General features: G+C 63.1%; 14 protein-coding genes. 9 read left to right on the top strand and 5 right to left on the bottom strand.

Annotated features, from left to right (window positions below):
* The first annotated feature begins 41 nt into the window (after window positions 1-41).
* The 3 genes from nadA to AC56LH_RS08055 are packed head-to-tail and all read left to right on the top strand — an operon-like array spanning window position 42 to window position 2384.
* A complete protein-coding gene (gene nadA, locus AC56LH_RS08065) occupies window positions 42-1175 on the top strand; it encodes a quinolinate synthase NadA (protein WP_499645464.1) in 1134 nt (377 codons plus the stop codon).
* Complete coding sequence (gene nadC, locus AC56LH_RS08060) at window positions 1172-2035, top strand: carboxylating nicotinate-nucleotide diphosphorylase (protein WP_499645463.1); 864 nt, start codon at window positions 1172-1174, stop codon at window positions 2033-2035. Before nadA ends, nadC begins: the two co-directional genes overlap by 4 nt.
* Before the next feature lie 28 nt (window positions 2036-2063).
* Window positions 2064-2384, top strand: a complete 321-nt coding sequence (locus AC56LH_RS08055; protein WP_499645462.1) for a hypothetical protein — start codon at window positions 2064-2066, stop codon at window positions 2382-2384.
* Here AC56LH_RS08055 and AC56LH_RS08050 read toward each other — a convergent pair.
* Genes AC56LH_RS08050 through nadB form a run of 3 tightly spaced genes read right to left on the bottom strand, consistent with a single transcriptional unit; the run spans window position 2381 to window position 5780 of the window.
* A complete protein-coding gene (locus AC56LH_RS08050) occupies window positions 2381-3241 on the bottom strand; it encodes an NAD-dependent protein deacetylase (protein ID WP_499645461.1) in 861 nt (286 codons plus the stop codon). The two genes, AC56LH_RS08055 and AC56LH_RS08050, sit on opposite strands and share 4 nt — an antisense overlap.
* 27 nt (window positions 3242-3268) lie before the next feature.
* Window positions 3269-4168 carry a DMT family transporter gene (locus tag AC56LH_RS08045; protein ID WP_499645460.1) on the bottom strand — a complete coding sequence of 300 codons (900 nt, stop codon included), beginning with the start codon at window positions 4166-4168 and terminating at the stop codon, window positions 3269-3271.
* A 1-nt stretch (window position 4169) separates the two neighbouring features.
* Entirely contained in the window at window positions 4170-5780 is a 1611-nt protein-coding gene (nadB, locus tag AC56LH_RS08040; protein WP_499645459.1) for an L-aspartate oxidase, read from the bottom strand.
* Window positions 5781-5953: 173 nt separating this feature from the next.
* On the opposite strand from nadB, the gene AC56LH_RS08035 reads away from it, so the two are divergent.
* Together AC56LH_RS08035 and pnuC are read left to right on the top strand one after the other, a co-directional pair.
* The gene (locus AC56LH_RS08035) at window positions 5954-6448 is read left to right on the top strand and encodes a pyridoxamine 5'-phosphate oxidase family protein (RefSeq protein WP_499645458.1); all 495 of its coding nucleotides are present in this window, start codon (window positions 5954-5956) and stop codon (window positions 6446-6448) included.
* Window positions 6449-6553: 105 nt separating this feature from the next.
* Window positions 6554-7168: a nicotinamide riboside transporter PnuC gene (pnuC, locus tag AC56LH_RS08030; protein ID WP_499645457.1), complete on the top strand. Its 615-nt coding sequence runs from the start codon at window positions 6554-6556 to the stop codon at window positions 7166-7168.
* A gap of 76 nt (window positions 7169-7244) precedes the next feature.
* On the opposite strand, the gene AC56LH_RS08025 is transcribed toward pnuC, so the two are convergent.
* Window positions 7245-7643, bottom strand: a complete 399-nt coding sequence (locus AC56LH_RS08025) for a hypothetical protein (RefSeq protein ID WP_499645456.1) — start codon at window positions 7641-7643, stop codon at window positions 7245-7247.
* 194 nt (window positions 7644-7837) lie between these two features.
* On the opposite strand from AC56LH_RS08025, the gene AC56LH_RS08020 reads away from it, so the two are divergent.
* Entirely contained in the window at window positions 7838-9004 is a 1167-nt protein-coding gene (locus AC56LH_RS08020; protein ID WP_499645455.1) for a tyrosine-type recombinase/integrase, read from the top strand.
* Between the two features lie 214 nt (window positions 9005-9218).
* Here AC56LH_RS08020 and AC56LH_RS08015 read toward each other — a convergent pair whose 3' ends face one another.
* A complete protein-coding gene (locus AC56LH_RS08015) occupies window positions 9219-9527 on the bottom strand; it encodes a hypothetical protein (RefSeq protein ID WP_499645454.1) in 309 nt (102 codons plus the stop codon).
* Between the two features lie 1522 nt (window positions 9528-11049).
* Between AC56LH_RS08015 and AC56LH_RS08010 the strand changes: the two genes are divergently transcribed.
* The 3 genes from AC56LH_RS08010 to AC56LH_RS08000 all read left to right on the top strand — a co-directional run bounded on the left by AC56LH_RS08010 (window position 11050) and on the right by AC56LH_RS08000 (window position 17605).
* Complete coding sequence (locus AC56LH_RS08010; protein WP_499645453.1) at window positions 11050-11901, top strand: phage tail protein; 852 nt, start codon at window positions 11050-11052, stop codon at window positions 11899-11901.
* Between the two features lie 72 nt (window positions 11902-11973).
* Window positions 11974-12933, top strand: coding sequence for a tetratricopeptide repeat protein (locus AC56LH_RS08005; RefSeq protein ID WP_499645452.1), 960 nt, complete (start codon window positions 11974-11976; stop codon window positions 12931-12933).
* 40 nt (window positions 12934-12973) lie between these two features.
* Complete coding sequence (locus AC56LH_RS08000; RefSeq protein ID WP_499645451.1) at window positions 12974-17605, top strand: YDG domain-containing protein; 4632 nt, start codon at window positions 12974-12976, stop codon at window positions 17603-17605.
* The last annotated feature ends 6 nt before the right edge of the window (window positions 17606-17611 follow it).

Raw genomic sequence — 17611 nt, 5'->3', positions numbered from 1 at the left:
GCGCGTCCGGCGCGGCTCCTGTCAATGAGACCGAGAAGAGTATGGACACCGTACCGATCAAGACCTACGAATACGACCGGCCCCAGGCCGGTCTGGCCTGCACCGCCGAGGCCTGGGCACGCATCCCCAGCGCGCCCGAACTGGCCGAACGCAACGCGCTCAAGGACAAGATCCGGCGCCTGCTGAAAGAAAAAGGCGCGGTCCTCGTCGCCCACTATTACGTGGACGCCGACCTGCAGGATCTGGCCGAAGAAACGGGCGGCTGCGTATCTGACTCGCTCGAGATGGCGCGTTTTGGCCGTGATCACGCTGCGCAGACCCTTGTGGTGGCCGGCGTGCGCTTCATGGGTGAGACGGCCAAAATCCTCAGCCCCGAAAAAACCATCCTGATGCCCGATCTGGATGCGACCTGTTCGCTCGACCTCGGCTGCCCGGCCGACGAGTTCGCGGCGTTCTGCGACCAGCATCCCGACCGCACTGTTGTCGTCTACGCCAACACCAGTGCCGCAGTCAAAGCGCGCGCCGACTGGATGGTGACGTCGTCCATCGGCCTGGATATCGTGGCCGAGCTGCACGCGCAGGGCAAGAAAATCCTGTGGGCGCCCGACCGTCACCTTGGCTCGTACATCCAGACCAGGACCGGCGCCGACATGCTGTTGTGGCAGGGCTCGTGCCTGGTGCACGACGAGTTCAAGGGCATCGAACTCGACCTGCTCAAGGCCGAGTATCCGCTGGCCAAGGTGCTGGTGCACCCGGAGTCGCCGGCGAACGTCGTGGCGCAGGCCGACGTGGTCGGCTCGACCACGCAGCTGATCAATGCCGCGCAGACGCTGGACGCCACCCACTTCATCGTCGCCACTGACAATGGCATCCTGCACAAGATGAAGATGGCTGCCCCCGGCAAGACCTTCATCGAAGCGCCGACCGCCGGCAACAGCGCAACCTGCAAGAGCTGTGCGCATTGCCCGTGGATGGCGATGAATGGCCTGCGCAATCTGGCCGAGGTGCTCGAAGCGGGCGGCAACGAAGTACATGTCGATCCCGCTGTCGGCCTGCAAGCCAAACGTGCGATCGACCGCATGCTCGATTTTGCTGCGGCCAAACGCGCCAAGGCGCTGCCAACCGGCGCGCTCGAACAAAATGCCCCCATGTTTTCCGGAGTCGGCCCCGCATGACCAGTCTGCACAATCCCCACGCCCAGTTTGACGACAAACTGCAGGCGGCGTTCGAACAGAATATTCTTGCCGCACTGCTGGAAGACATCGGCAGCGGCGACCTGACCGGCAAACTCGTGCCCAACGACACCCGCGTTACGGCGCGCGTGATCGTGCGCGAAGCGGCTATGCTGTGCGGCGCGCCGTGGTTCGAGGGCGTCATGCTCGCGGTCGACCAGGACACCGACATTGCGTGGCAGTTTGCCGAAGGCGACCTCATGCCGGCCAACAGCACCGTCTGCACCATCACGGCGAACCCGCGCGCGCTGCTCACGGCCGAGCGCGCCGCGCTGAATTTCCTGCAGCTGCTGTCTGGCGTGGCCACTGCCACCCGACGCTACGTCGACGTCATCGCGGGCACGAACGCGGCGATTCTCGATACGCGCAAGACGCTGCCGGGCCTGCGTCAGGCGCAGAAATACGCGGTGCGGGTTGGCGGTGGCAAGAACCAGCGCATGGCGCTGTATGACGGCATCCTGATCAAGGAAAACCACATTGCTGCGGCCGGCGGTGTCACGCGTGCGCTGACGGCGGCGGCCAGTCTGAACGCCGGCGCGCCGGTGCAGATCGAAGTCGAAACCATCGCCCAGCTCCAAGAAGCGCTGGCGGCCGGCGTCAAGTCGGTATTGCTCGATAACTTCGACCTGGCCATGATGCGCGAGGCGGTGCAGGTCAATGCCGGCCGCGCGCTGCTCGAAGCGTCGGGCGGCATCAACTTCAACACCGTGCGCGCGATTGCCGAAACGGGCGTGGACCGCATTTCCATCGGCAGTCTGACCAAGGACGTGCACGCCACCGATTACTCGCTGCGCATCGTCTGATCGCACCGCTCAACTCTCACACCACACCATGTCGATCACCACCAAACTGAAACGCTCGCTCGTGTTCCGCCTGTTCTGGCTCGGCTTCGGCCTGCTGCTGGGTGTGCCCCAGTTGATGGACGGCATTCTCTACAATATGAAGGGCGAGCTGTTCTTCGGCATCGGCATGCTGCTGGTCGGTATTCGCGGTTTCCTGCGCCCGGTCGTGCTGAGCCGGGCGATGGCGATGCAACGGGATGCGGCGGCGTCGGATGCGTCGATTGGTTCGCCCGTGTTGCACGGCGTGTTGTCGATCGCAATGGCCGCGGCGTTGATCACCGGTTTGGTGATCAAGTTCAGCAGTAATTAAGCCTCGCCGAGCAACCCCGCCACGAGCGGCAAGACCCGCTCGGCGGACGCTTCAATTTTCAGCGTGAGCATGTCATCGGCACGCGTACGCCCCAGATTCAGCGCCGCAATCGGTTTCCCGGCCGCTTCGGCCAGACGGCAGAAGCGAAACCCCGAATACACCATCAACGATGAGCCGACCACGAGCAGTGCGTCGGCCGCTTCCATCCGCGCCAGCGCGGCTGCCGTGCGCGCCGCCGGCACATTGTCGCCAAAGAAAACGACATCGGGCATCAGCATGCCGCCGCAGTGCACGCACGCGGGCGCCGTGAATCCCGTCACCGCATCCGGATCGATCTCGGCGTCGCCATCGGGCAGCGGCTGTGCGAGCACCTGGCGCAGCCCGGGATTGTCCGCTTCCAGCTGCAGCTGCAGCGCAGCGCGCGTGAAGTTTACTCCGCAGCCGAGGCACGTCACGTGGTGGATATTGCCATGCAACTCCAGCACATCGCGACTGCCCGCCTGGGTGTGCAGGCCATCGACGTTCTGCGTGAGAATCGAGCCGATGCGGTTGTCCGCGCCAAGCGCGGCCAGCACGCGGTGGCCAGCATTGGGCGCGGCGCCCGACATCATCCGCCAGCCCACCATGCTGCGCGCCCAGTAGCGGCGCTGGACCGCCGGGTCGCGCCGGAATTCCGGGCCCTGGATCGGCAGCCGGCCGCGCCGCACGCCATCGCGGTCGCGATAATCGGGGATGCCGGATGCCGTCGACAGGCCGGCGCCGGTGAGCACCAGCGCACGGGGATATTGTTCGAGAAACGTGGCCAGCTGCGTGGCCGCGTGGTGTTCGCCAAGTGGGTTGCCGAGTTCGTCGTTCATGGGTGGAATCGTACCACCGCTCTGCAATCAGCGCGCCGACACGACGATCCCGCCGACGATCAGGCCAAACGCGGCCACGTGGTACAACTGCGGCAGTTCGCCCAGGAAGGCGGCCGACAGCAGCGCGGTGAACAGCGGCGTCAGATTGATGAAGAAGGCACTGATCCCGGGTCCGGCGCGCTGGACGCCCGCGCCCCAGCAACGCATGGCGATGATCGCCGGCCCGATCGCCAGGTACAGCAGGGCGGCGGCAAGGGGCCAGCTCCAGACGATCTTGGGCGTGCTCAGCGCCCACTCGCCGCCGGCCAGCGCGGCCGACCACAGCACGCCGTACGCCACTTGGGCCAGCAAAAACGCAGCCCAGTTCGCACGCAGGGCTGGCACATCGTTCTTCTGCAGCAGCGACCAGCTATAGAACGACCAGACAATCGTCGCCACGATCATGATCAGGTCGCCCGCCACCAGACGCAGCGCGGCCAGCTCGGCCAGACTGCCCCGGCACATGACGACCAGCACGCCGGCAATCGACAGCACGGCGCCGCCGATCTGGCGCCCCTTGACCGGCACGTTGTAGAACAGCCGGCCGACCAGCAGCATCCAGACCGGCACGCCGGACGCGACGAGCGTCACGTTCAGCGGCGACGAGGTCGTCAGCGCCAGGTATTGCATGGAGTTATAGAGTCCGATGCCCAGGAGGCCAAGCAGGGCGTAGCGGCGCCAGTTGCGCAGCACGCCGCTGCCCGGGCGCAGTGCGGCGCGGCCCAGCACCAGCAGGATGAGCAGGGCGATCGACCAGCGCAGCAGGTTGAGCGTCATCGGCGGCATGGCGTCGCGCACGAGGCGGCCGATGATGGCATTGCCCGCCCAGAGTACGGGCGGGATGCTCAGCAGCAGGCCTGTGGTGAACGAAAGTCGCTGCCGCTCCATGCTAGCGCCGGCGCGGCGTCAGCACGCTCGGGAGTGCCTTGGGCAAAGTGTCGGGGAAGTCGCGCGAGTAGTGCAGGCCGCGGCTTTCATGGCGCGACATGGCACTTTTCACGATCAGATGCGCGACTTCAACCAGGTTGCGCAGCTCGAGCAGGTCGGGCGTGATGCGGAAGTTGCGGTAGTACTCGTCGATCTCTTCCTTGAGCAGCTTGATCCGGTGCAGCGCGCGTTCGAGGCGCTTGGTCGTGCGCACGATACCGACGTAATTCCACATGAAGCGGCGCAGCTCGTCCCAGTTGTGGGCGATCACCACTTCTTCGTCGGCGTTGGTCACGCGGCTGGCATCCCAGTCCGGCAGCGCAGGGTTGGCAATCGCCGGACTCGCCGCGATCTGCTGCGCGCAGGCGCGCCCGACGACAACACATTCGAGCAGCGAATTGCTGGCCAGCCGGTTGGCGCCATGCAGGCCGGTGCAGGCGACTTCGCCCACCGCATACAGGCCGGGGATATCGGTGCGCCCGGCCAGGTCGGTGACGACACCACCGCAGGTAAAGTGTACGGCCGGCACGACGGGGATGGGCTGCTGCGTGATGTCGATGCCCAGCTCAAGACAGCGCGCATAGATGGTCGGGAAGTGCTCCATCAAAAATTCGGGGGGCTGGTGGCTGATGTCGAGGTTGACGTAATCCAGGCCCCGTTTCTTCATCTCGAAGTCGATCGCGCGTGCCACCACATCGCGCGGCGCCAGCTCGCCGCGCGCGTCATGCGCCGGCATGAAGCGCTCGCCGGCCTGCGCACCTGCTTCGGGCGGCAGCTTGAGCAGGCCGCCCTCGCCGCGGATCGCTTCGGTGATCAGGAACGACTTCGCATACGGGTGGTACAGGCAGGTGGGGTGAAACTGGATGAATTCCATGTTCGACACCCGGCAGCCGGCGCGCCAGGCCATCGCGATGCCGTCGCCGGTGGCGGTGTCGGGGTTGGTCGTGTACAGATACACCTTGCCGGCGCCGCCCGTGGCCAGCACCGTGTGCTCCGCTTCGAAGGTGAGCACCTCGCCACTGTTCACATCCTGCACGTGCAGGCCATAGCAGCGCGGCTGGCTGCCATGCGCCACCTTGGGCCGCAGCTTGTCGGACGTGATGACGTCGATCGCGACATGGTGCTCGAACAGCGAGATATTCGGATGGGCGCGTACCTTGTGTTCCAGCGTGACCTGCACGGCGTAGCCGGTGGCGTCGGCCGCATGGATGATCCGGCGCTGGCCGTGGCCGCCTTCGCGCGTCAGGTGAAAGCCCATCTCGGCGGTAGCGTCACGCGTGAAGGGCACCCCCTGATCGATCAGCCACTCGATCGCTTCACGCCCGTGTTCGACGATGTAACGGGTGGCGGTTTCGTCGCACAGACCGGCGCCGGCAACCAGGGTATCGGCCACATGCTGCTCGTGGCTGTCCCCCGAATCGAGCACGGCCGCGATACCGCCCTGGGCCCAGGCGCTGGCGCCGTCGAGCAGGGTGCGCTTGGAGATGATGGCAACCTTGCGGGTCTGGGCCAGGTGCAGGGCTACCGACAGGCCGGCCAGGCCGCTGCCGACGATCGCGACGTCGAATTTCATAAGATTGTTGAAATGTTTACAGAGGCAATACTATAAGCCATTTGTTACCGGCTGCGGGACAGCCTGACCAGGCCAAACTCATCTGCAGCGGGGCGCAAATGTACGCCTGCGCACCGAACGGCGGCGTCGGGCAGGCTAGGATGAGGTATTACTCACCCAATCAAGGATTTACCATGACCGCAGACCGCACCCACGTAGCAGCCCTCGAAGACCGTATCGGTTCCCTGCGCTTTGCCATGTTCACGTTCCGTGACGAGCACGACCACCTGGCCAGCCAGCCGATGACCAAGCAGGACGTCGACGCCGAAGGCGGCATCTGGTTCTTCGTGCATTCGGCCACCGCCCTCTGGGACAGCATCGCGCATCAGCCGGAAGTGAACATCAGTTTTTCGGATATCGATGACAGCACCTATGTGTCGGTCAGCGGCACCGCCGAGCGCATTGTCGACCGCGAAAAGATTCGCAGCATGTGGAACCCGATGGTCCAGGCCTGGTTCCCGGCCGGCCCGGAAGACCAGCACGCCGTGCTCGTGCGCGTGGTACCGCACGCAGCCGAGTACTGGGATTCGAATGACAGCAAGATGGTGCGCCTGTTCGCCGTTGCCAAGGCAGCGGTGACCGGCAAGCAGCCGGATCTGGATTCGGAGCACGGCACCATCAAGCTGTAAGCATTCTTCTGCACTAACTTGCGGCGGGGCATGAGAGTGGCGTAGAGTAGCCGCTCTCATTCAGAGGACACTCTCCATGTTCCCAGCCTGGCCCCGCCGCACCCGATGATATCCCCCCTCGAACTGGCCGCGAACATCTTCACGGCTGTCGCCATCCTCCTGGCTGGCCGCAACAACGTCCACACGTGGTGGACCGGGATTGTTGGCTGCACCCTGTTTGGCCTGCTATTCATGGAGGCGCACCTGTATGCCGACGTCGTGCTGCAAGCCTTCTTTGTCGTAACGGGTGTGCTGGGGTGGTGGCGCTGGTTGCATGGCAAGGGCGGCGCACCGCTACCGATTACCCATGCGGGCTGGCGCACGATGGCATGGATGGCGCCGATCGGATTCATTGCCACTGGCGCGTATGGCGCTGCACTTCACTTCTATACCAATGCTTACGCACCGTTCATCGATTCGGCGGTGCTGGTGTTTTCCGTCATCGCGCAATTACTGATGATGGGGCGGCGCATCGAGAGCTGGCCGGTCTGGCTGTTGGTGAACACCATTGCAGTGCCGCTGTATTTCAGCCGGGGTTTGTACCTGACGGCGTTCCTGTACATGTGCTTCTGGGTGAATGCGATCGTGTCATGGATCTGGTGGCGCAAATTGGCGAAGCAGGAGCAGGTGGCGGCGCAGGCGCCAATTGGTGCGTATGCTGCTGCAGGCGGCCCGCCGTAATTATTTTGTGCTCGCCTGGCCTGCGTGGATAGCTGGCAGGCGAACACCGAAACGTCAGCGGCGGGCACAAATTACATCAGCGCGTGAAAGGCGGCAGATCACCTGCGTTTTGATTGCCACCCGTTTTCGGCGCGCCCATGCCGGTCACTTTCGGGCCGGCCTGGCCTGGCCGCGTATCCTGCGCGCCTGGATTGGTGTGCGTTGCTGCCGTATCGAGCGGTACGGTGCTCGGCGCTTCCGGCTGCGGCGCTGCGCTGCCGTCAGTAATTGGCGGCTCATTGCCTTCGGCACCGTCGGGTGCGTTCACGTACGGTCCCGATTGATTGCGGGTCAGTCCCGGGCCGCCATTGCCGCCGGTTTCCGTCTGCGACTCATGTGATGGCGTCGCGCCTTGCTGGCCGCTGGTCTGGCCGCCAATACCGACAGTGGTGCCGTCCTGGGTTGCAGTCGTCGATGCGGGTGCGTTGCTGTTCATGGTAGTCCCCTTCGTAAAATGGATGAACCATTGTCGTGCAGGGCAGGGCGCACACGTATCGCGCAGGGCATGGCGCTGTAGGACGAGAGCGCCCTTCGTAGCTAATTGCGCGAAAATTTGCGGCAGCAGCCCTTACGAAGCCCGGCAGCACAGTGCTATACTGTATATCCATACAGTTATCTTATTCAGCGCTCATGCCTGTGTTCGTACCGATCAATCTCGACCCACTGCCACCAGCCGACCCTGATCGGGCGGCCGCCAGCCGGCTCGGTGCGGGCAGCTTCTCCAGCATGGATGACGAGCCGGTTACCTCCGCCACGAGCGACGCCGAACTGGCACGCGAATATATCTCCCATGGCGAGCTCAGCCCCAAGTCGATTGCCAATCTGCAGAAGGAGCTGTATCGGTTCCTGACCTGGTGCCGTGAAGAAGCAGGCAAGACATTCCAGCAGTTGAACGTTGGCGACCTCAATCTTTACAAGGAATTCATCCGGCAGCCGCCGCCCGCGTGGATCAGCACCACCAAATGGCCACGCAACGATCCGCGTTATCGGCCGTTCACCGGGCCCCTGTCCGACACCAGCCGCCGCCAGGCGATGATCGCGATCAAGGGCGTGCTGACGTTTGCCGAGCAGACCGGTTATCTGCGCCGCAATCCGGCGCGGCTCGTGCGCAATGTCCGCGCTGCACACGCGAGCCGCATCACCCGTTATCTGAGCCCGGCCGCGATTGCCTATGCGCTGGCCGCGGCCGAAGCACGGCCCGGCGACACCGAGGCCACGGCGCGCCAGCGCGCGCGCGACCGCTTTCTGCTGATCGCGTTCGCCCAGACAGGGGCACGCCTGAACGAAATCGTCAGCGCGACGATGGGCGCTGTCTACAGCGAGGGCGATGGCCGCTGGTGGCTCGACGTGCTGGGCAAGGGTAACAAGCCGCGCCGGTTGCCGGTGCCTCCAGCCACCATCGGCGCCTACCGCGACTACCGGCGCGCGTTCGGTCTGCTGGAACAGACGAGCAGGGGAGATCGTATGCCCCTGGTGCTGTCGAGCCGCACGAAAGAGTATGTGGGGATCACCGACGAGGCTGCATCCGAAGCACTCAAGGCGATCTTCCAGCTTGCTGCGGACGACGCAGCAACAACGGGGGATGGTGACAGCGCATCGACACTGCGCCTTGCGTCGCCGCACTGGCTGCGCCACAGCATGCTGACCAATCATGCCAACAGCGGTGTGCAGCTCAAAACGCTGCAGGACACGGCCGGGCACGCGAATATTGCGACGACGGCGGCCTATCTTCACAAGACCGACCACGAGCGGCACGACGAAATTCTCCGCTCGGACGGGGACAGGGGCATCAAATAATCGTGGGAAAGGCTGAGCCTTCACAGGGTAAAACGTAACTAACCAACAAAGTCGAAAAAAATCTTAGGATAATTCAACAGCTAACGACTTTGAAGACGACAACCATCAGCAGGCAAGCCACCAAAAAGAGGGCGAGCCTGATACGGCTGTCGTTAGTCGAGCAAGCGAGGGAAACGCAGTCGCTCCGGTCAGTCACTGTGCATGGGCTGATTGCTCAGACGGGAATCGACGACGTACCGCCTTCTGCGCTGCCGTAATTCTGTAACTCGTCGAGTGTCAGACGTCGTTCGTTCAGTGCCGTGACGATTGCGCCGAGCTGCTCGTCATCCGGCTGGATGTAGACAATCCGCTGTTCAAGCAGGTTATCCCAGTATGGCGTGTAGGGAACGGCGGTTTCAGTCATCACTTCTGCTGCAAAGCTTCCGTCGTGCATTTCGCCGACGAGCGTGATACGGGTTGTGGCTGGAACAGTATTCTGGACGGTGATGTTCATGGTGTGCCTTTGAATGATGATGAGGATCATTCCATTGTCACGCAGTCATCGATTGTGTGCAAACCGCTACATTCGTGTAGTGCGCACCTTGATCTGCGGTCTTCGAATGCAACGGTCCGGGAACGGGCGATGGCAGGTTGACGACGGGGTGTGCAGCAGGAATTGTACGGTGGAGATATGCAGCGACGTGACATCGAACCCTGGACCAACAACATGGCAAGAGGGGAGCAGGGGCCAGATTGATGAGGAATGCCTTGCCGGGTGGACTGACGGGGTTGATGAAAGTCGCGATTGTTGGTCGCCGTAGTGCAACAAGTGAATCGGCGAAGCTGGGAGGCAACGCCGCGCTGGCAATTTCGGCTGTCCGACATTGCCGCAACCATGGGCGAAATGAGACTGATGGTTCTACGGCAGGCGCCTGCGAACTGACCTGCGTCCAGGAATAGCATGTGCTTGGGATGAGCTTTCTGAAAAGAAGGTGTGAGAAAGCTATGAGCAGTAACCCAGAATTCTTAAAGCAGCATTGTCTTGCCACAGAAGATTTTCATCTGAATATCGGATCGCATCGAATCTGGATTTGCATTGAAATAAGTATGAATCGGCTAAAATGTAACTAACCAACAGGTAAAAAACTAAAAAAGGAATTCAAACGTTCGGGCTAAAGCAACAACAACACAATACAAACAAGCTTGCAAGAAGAGGGCGAATTATGCCTTAGAGTTATCGTGCCAAAGCACAGCGGATAAAACGTAATTGTTCATTAACCAGTTCAGCGGGTGAGGTGGCTGATAACAAACCGCATTGCATTTGATCGAATCGACGGCGAGCCAGTGCTAGCATCTATTGGCGACATTGATGAACGCACTTACGCTGATGTGGCCGGTATCTTCGTCATCGACCCTGACATGATTACCAGTGCAACTCGACAAGTTGCGAAATCGTGGATGTTCAGAAGAGCGTCACTGCAGCGTTCCCGACAGTGCCGCTCTTCTGGATATCTGAGGTGCCGGTGCAGCTGCCATTTTTCCCGGCGCAGGTCCACCCGGCGTGAGTGAAACACGGCAGGTTGCCTCTCCCACGATTCATGGACACGCTGATGCAGCGTCCTGGCAGCCCACCGCATCCACGACGCCTGTATGTATCCGACGAGTGCTTCCCGAAACCTGCTTTTTCGATGAACGGCTACCGGCGGTCCTTCACGCCGGATCGGCTGCAGGTCACCAGGCAGTCAATAATTTTCGATGAACGGCTACCGGCGGTCCTTCACGCCGGATCGGCTGCAGGTCACCAGGCAGTCAATAAACACGCGCGCCAGGAGCGGCGCATGGCGGTTGCAGACTCGCTGCTTATATCCTTGACATGGAATGGGCTGAAAGCAACAGTCTGATTCGGTAATTAAAGTTTTCGATGGACCAATGCCGTGATTCCTGCTTACCATGAGATCAGTTGCCGTACCTTTTGGAAATCCGTTTTATCAGTTTGTTGAATATGCTTCGGCCACGAGCCTGGCCGTATTCCATGATTCTTTCGCCTAGCCAGAAAGTTAAACAAAATGACATTCAAATCCAGAAGGGGCTTCTCCGTTATCGCACTGATATCGGGTATTGGAATGGCTGGCTTCAGCACGACAAGTTATGCATGTTCCGTCGAGCCGTATATCGGCAGTGTTTGTGTCATGGCAGTGTCACCAACCCGGTTCCCGGGCATCGGATCGAGCTATCTGCTGGCCATGGGACAAACCATGCAGATCAACCAGGCTACTGCGCTATATTCCCTGGTCGGCACGACTTTTGGTGGTAATGGCAGCAGCAACTTCAACCTGCCCGACCTGCGCGGCAGGGTCATCATTGGCTATGACCCGCGCAATGCGGCAAGCGGCGCCGTGGGTGCGAATGGCGGCAGCACGGCGATTAAGCTGACCGTTGCCCAGTTGCCGGTGCATTCCATGTCGTTCAATGCTCCCGTCAACCTGAGTGGTCTGACCGCCCAGACCACGTTGACCGGTCTGAGTGCGACCGCCAACCTGTCGGGTCTGGTGATTACGGGTTCGGCCAGCGGTCTGACCGTGAGGGCGTCGTCGGGCTCCGGCGGTGTCACCACGCCGACCAATAACTATCTGGGCAAACCCACGAGTGCTACTGCAGGTTCGTACACCGCCAATGCACCTGACGTGAGCCTGAATGCGGGCACCATCAGCGGTACGCTGTCGCTGACGGTTGGTCAGGGCGTCACCGCCCCGGTGGCCGTCAGCGGCAACGCGTCGACTGCGCTGACCGGCGCCGCCACCGTGACGGGCACTACCGCACCGATAGGCGGCAACGCAGATATTCCGACCATGCCGCCCTATCTGGTGATGCCTTACTACATTGCAGTCAACGGCATCTACCCGTCCTCGAACGACTAAGCGTTGCCGGATGCCGGCGACGCGATGGCATCACCGGCGTGACGATCAACCGTCGATCCAATTCAGGAAACCATGTTGCGTATCTCCCTATTGATTGTTGCACTGCTGCTGGCCGGGCAGGTGCAGGCACAGTCGTCGATTCAGGGTTTGGCCAGAGAGCTGGAGCCGGCCCAGAAAGCGTTGGCGGCGCGTGACTTTGCGAGCGCGTATCGGGCCTATGCTGCGCATGCTGGCACCAATCCTCTGGCCCAATTTACCCTGGGTTTATTCGAGCGCGAAGGTTGGGGCCGCAAAGCCGATCCGGTTGCCGCGTGCGCATGGTTCGACAAAGCTGCGCACAAGCAGATCCCGGCCGCTGAACAGTTATTTGGCGATTGTCTGGCGCAAGGCATTGGCCGCGCCGTCAACGGGCAGGCCGCCGTGCAGTGGTATCTGAAAGCCGGCGCATCGGGCATGTCGTACGCGTTATGCCAGGCCGCAGACCTGTATATCGCCGGGACCATTGTTGCCCGCGATGTCGCACAGGGACTGGCGTTGTGCACGGCCGCCGCCCAGGCGGATTCGCCGCCTGCCATGCTGAAGCTGGCTGATCACTATCGCGCAGGCACCGCCGTGCCGCAGAACTTGCGCCTTGCCCGTTACTGGTACGAGCAGGCCGCGCAACGCCACAACCACGAAGCGCAGTTCCGCCTCGGGCTGATGCTCAGCGAGGGCGAGGGGGGCGACGCGAACGTCATGCAGGCGCGCTTCTGGCTGGAGCATGCCGCTATGGAAGGTCACACGCCTGCCTACCTGCCGACGGCGATCCTGTATGCGAATGCCACGCCCGAACCCGGTACTGGCGCCCTGACGCCGGATGACCTGGCGCGGATCTACATGTGGAACCGCGCCGCCAGGGCCAGCAGACCGAATGGCGTGCAACTGGCGGAGATCGACCGCATCGAGAGGCTGGTGTTGACCGTCATGCCGGCGCAATGGCAACCCGATCTCGACCGCCGCGTCGCCGAGCATCTTGCGAAGTACCCGCAATAACGCGTTTGCTAGGCACATACCACGTTCTACAGGGAACCAAATGGACCGTCACGCCTCAATCAACCGAATTTACCGGCTCGTCTGGAGCCACGTGCACAAAACGTGGGTCGTTGTCGCCGAATCCGCGCGCGGCCGTGGGAAGAAAACCAGGCGCAAGTTGCTGGCCGCGAGCGCCCTCGCAGCCGCAGCGCAGTTGGCGCATGCGGGCCCCACGGGAGGGCAGGTCACTGTCGGCAGCGGCTCGATCCAGCAGTCCGGCAGCACCACGACGATCAACCAGTCCAGCCAGAATCTCTCGCTTTCTTGGCAAAGCTTCAATACGAATGGCGGCGAGACAGTCAATGTCGTGCAGCCCTCGCGCAGCGCGATCGCGGTCAATCGCATCTTCGACACCAATGGCACCCGATTCATGGGCCGGCTCAATGCCAACGGCCAGGTCTACGTGATCAATCCGAACGGCGTGCTGTTCGGCGCCGGTTCGCAGGTCAACGTCGGCGGCCTGGTTGCCTCCACGCTCGATATCGACGCTGCTGCGTCCGATGGCGCGGCGCGCCGGTTCAGCGGCGCCGGCACGGGCAGCATCGTCAATCGCGGCAACATTACGGTGCCCGAGGGCGGGTACGTGGCGTTCATCGGCAACCGTGTTAGCAACCACGGCAGCATCGGTGCGCCGACGGGCAGTGTGGCGATGGGGGCAGGCAGCGACGTGACTTTGTCGTTCGCCGGCAATAGCCTGGTCAACATGCAGGTCAACCGGAGCACGCTCGACAACCTGGTGGAAAACGGCGGCCTGATCCAGGCCAACGGCGGCGCCGTGATCCTGAGCACGGATGCAAAGAACGCCGTGCTGGCAAGCGTGGTCAACAATTCAGGCATCATCCAGGCGCGGACGGTGGAAAACGTCAACGGCACGATCGTGCTTGGCGGTGGACAGCGCAGCACGGTCAGCAACAGCGGCACGCTGGACGCCTCGGGACTGGTAACAGGTCAGCAGGGCGGCACTGTGAAGGTGCTGGGCGATCACGTCGCGCTCGCCGCCGGCAGCAAGATCGATGTGTCGGGAGATGCGGGCGGTGGCACGGCCCTGGTGGGCGGCAATTTCCTCGGCGCCGGCGCCGAACGACATGCGCTGACGACGGATGTGGCAACTGGCAGCGCCATCCATGCGGACGCGGTCACGCGCGGGAATGGCGGGCAAGTCGCGGTCTGGTCGGATGACACGACCCGCTTCGATGGCAGCATCAGCGCCCGTGGCGGCGCACAAGGAGGCAATGGCGGCCAGGTGGAAACCTCGGGCCATGTGCTCAAGGTCAGCAAGGTTGCCGCAGTGGATACCTCGGCGCCACGCGGAACGACAGGCAGCTGGCTGCTGGATCCGGCCGACATCACCATCGGCAACCGGAGTCTGTGGGATTCGTCGGTCAACATCGATGTCGACGCCGTGGCACTGACGAGAGCGCTCAACACCACCGATGTCACCATCAAGACAACCGCTTCGCTGCCCGCCTGCACCGGTGTCGCTTGCACGAGCGGCGCGGGCGGCCAGGGCGATATCAATATCCTCGACGCGATCGGGGGCGTTGCCGATTACGACGATGGCGGCCGCATTTATAACTGGATCAGCACGAAGACCCTGACGCTGAGCGCCTATCGCGACATTCGTTTCGTGACCACGCGCAACGCGACGACTGCAAGCGGCGTTGGCGATGTGGGTGGTGTGATCGAGGTGCAGGGTGGCGGGAAAGCCATCCTGCGTACCGACAACGCCGGCAGGGGACTGGGCACCGTCAGATTCGACGACCCGGCCTACTCGTATATCTATGCGGACAACGTCAGCACGATCGACATCTTCTATAACCCTGAGAGGGACGGCAGCGGCGTCTGGATGCCGACCAACTACAACGCATACAACCTGGGAGACCCTGACAAGGTCAATGCCTTCATGCTCGTCAACTTCACAGCGAACGTTGGCAGCAAGACCTATGACGGCACCACCACGGCCAGCCTGAACGGCCTGTCGATCGTTGGCGGCGCCCCCGGCGGCATCACCATTGACACCAGCCAGGCCACGGCCAGCTTCCTGAACAAGAACGCTGGAGCGAACAAGGCGGTGACGATCAGCGGCGTCGCCCTCGCCGGCGCCAATGCCAATGACTACGCCATCAACGGCCTCGACAACAAAACCGCGACGATCGACAAGGCCGACATGACCGTGTCCGGTGTGACTGCCAACAACAAGACGTACGACGGCACGATTGCCGGCACGCTGTCAGGTACTGCGGCCGTTAATGCGTTCGGCAGCGATGTCGTGTCGGTGAGTGGCAGCGGCAGCGCGGCCTTCAGCGACAAGAACGCCGGTAACGCCAAAGTCGTCACGGTCAGCGGCTATGCCCTGAGCGGCGTTGACGCAGCCAACTACACGCTGCAGCAGCCGACCGGTCTGGTGGCCAGTATCAGCCAGGCCAACCTGGTCGTGACCGGCGTCGCCGCCAGCAACAAGACCTACGACGGTACCACTGCCGCGAGCCTGTCGGGTACTGCGACCGTGGCGGCCTTCGGCGCCGATGCCGTGACGGTAAGCGGGACCGGCAGCGCCAGCTTCGCAAACAAGAACGTTGGCAACAGCAAACTGGTGAACGTCGTCGGCTACACCCTGCATGGGGCAGACGCCGGCAACTACAACGTGGTGCAGCCCGGTGGCCTCACCGCCAGCATCGCCAAGGCCGGCCTGCAACTGACGGGCCTGTCGGCCAGCGACAAAATCTACGACGGCACCACCAGCGCGACCCTGTCCGGCAGTGCCAGCGTCACGCCTTTCGGCGCCGATGACGTGTCGCTGTCGGGCAGCGGCAGTGCGGTCTTCGCCGACAAGAATGCAGGCAGTAACAAATCCGTCAATGTCAGTGGGTTCCAGCTTGCCGGCACCGACGCGGGCAACTACGACCTGCTGCAGGTGGGTGGCTTGAGTGCCACGATCGGCAAGGCCGATCTCGCCGTCGCCGGCATCTTCGCGAACAACAAGATCTATGATGGCACCACGGCGGCGACGTTGTCCGGCAACGCGACCGTGACGCCACTGGGAGGCGATGCGGTGACCCTGTCGGGCACGGCAACGGCCGGTTTCGTGAACAAGAATGCCGGCTTGGGCAGGGCGGTCACGGTCAGCGGCTATGCCCTGGACGGCGCGGATGCAGGCAACTACAGCATCGTGCAGCCAGCCGGCCTGCGCGCCGCCATCGGCAAGGCCAGTCTGGCTGTGACCGGCGTCACCGCCAGCAACAAGACCTACGACGGCACCACCGCCGCAACCCTGTCCGGCATTGCGACTGTGGCGGCATTCGGCGCCGACGTCGTCGCCGTGAACGGGAGCGCCAGCGGCAGCTTCGCCGAAAAGAACGCCGGTACCGGCAAGGCGGTCGCCGTCAGCGGGTACACGCTCGCCGGCGCGGATGCCGCTAACTACACGCTGGTGCAGCCGGCTGGCTTGACCGCCACTATCGACAAGGCCGGCCTGGCGTTGGGAGGCCTGAGCGTGGCCGACAAGGTATATGACGGCACGACTGCCGCGACGCTGGCCGGTAGCGCCAGCGTGCGCGGCATCGGCAGCGACCAGGTTGGCGTGAGTGGCAGCGGCGCGGCCCTCTTCGCCGACAAGAACGCCGGCACCGGCAAGGCGGTCTCGGTCAGCGGCTTCACCCTGGCGGGCGACGATGCCGGCAACTACACGATCCTGCCGTTCGGCGGCCTGAGCGCCAGCATCGCCAAAGCCGACCTTGCGCTATCCGGCGTGTCGGCGCGCAACCGCAGCTACGACGGCACCACCACGGCCACGCTGTCAGGCACCGCCATCGTCAATCCGATCGGCGCCGACGTCGTGACGCTCGGTGGAGTCGGCGTTGGCGCCTTCGCCGACAAGAACGTGGGCAGTGCGAAGCGGGTGACGGTGTCCGGCTACACGCTGGCAGGCGCCGACGCCGGCAACTACAACCTTGTCGGCCTCGACAGCCTGAGCGCCGATATCAGCAGGGCCAGTGTCAATGTGTCGGGTATCGTTGCCCGCGACAAGGTATTTGACGGCACGACGGGCGCCACTGCCGATACGAAAAATGTGGTGTTCGAAGGCCTGTTCGGCGCGGATCAGCTCACCCTCGCGTCCCTCGGCGTCTTCAACGACGCCGGCGTGGGCGCCGGCAAGATCGTCAGGCTGACCAATACCTATGGCGGCGCCGACATCGGCAACTACGCAATTGTCACTGACCAGACGACAACGCTGGCGAGCATCACCGCAGCGCCGGTGCAGCCACCGGTACAGCCCGAGCCGCCGGCGCAGCCACCGGTACAGCCCGGCCCGCCGGTCACGCCCGTCACGCCCGTCACGCCACCAGCGCAGGCGCCAGAGCAGGTGCGCACGATTCTGGCGCAGGTGCAGTCGCTGGTCTTGCCGCCGCAGGCAAGCGCGCGTCCGGGCGCGCTGCGCCTGTCGTCCACGCTGCAGGTGTCGTCGAATGACAGCAAGGATAACAGCAAGACAGTGCCTTCGGCGCAGACAGACCGGAGCGCGCCAGCGCCGTCGATCATCACGATGGTCGGGACCGGGGCCGGTGCGCCGCGTCTCCAGATCCAGAATGGCGGCATGCTGCTGCCGCCCCTGGCGGTTGTCACAACTGAATGAAGACAC

Source organism: Telluria sp. LT1R51-2, from assembly GCF_059685775.1.
The sequence above is the reverse complement of the archived record's forward strand: the minus strand, read 5'-3'. Positions and strand labels throughout refer to the sequence as shown.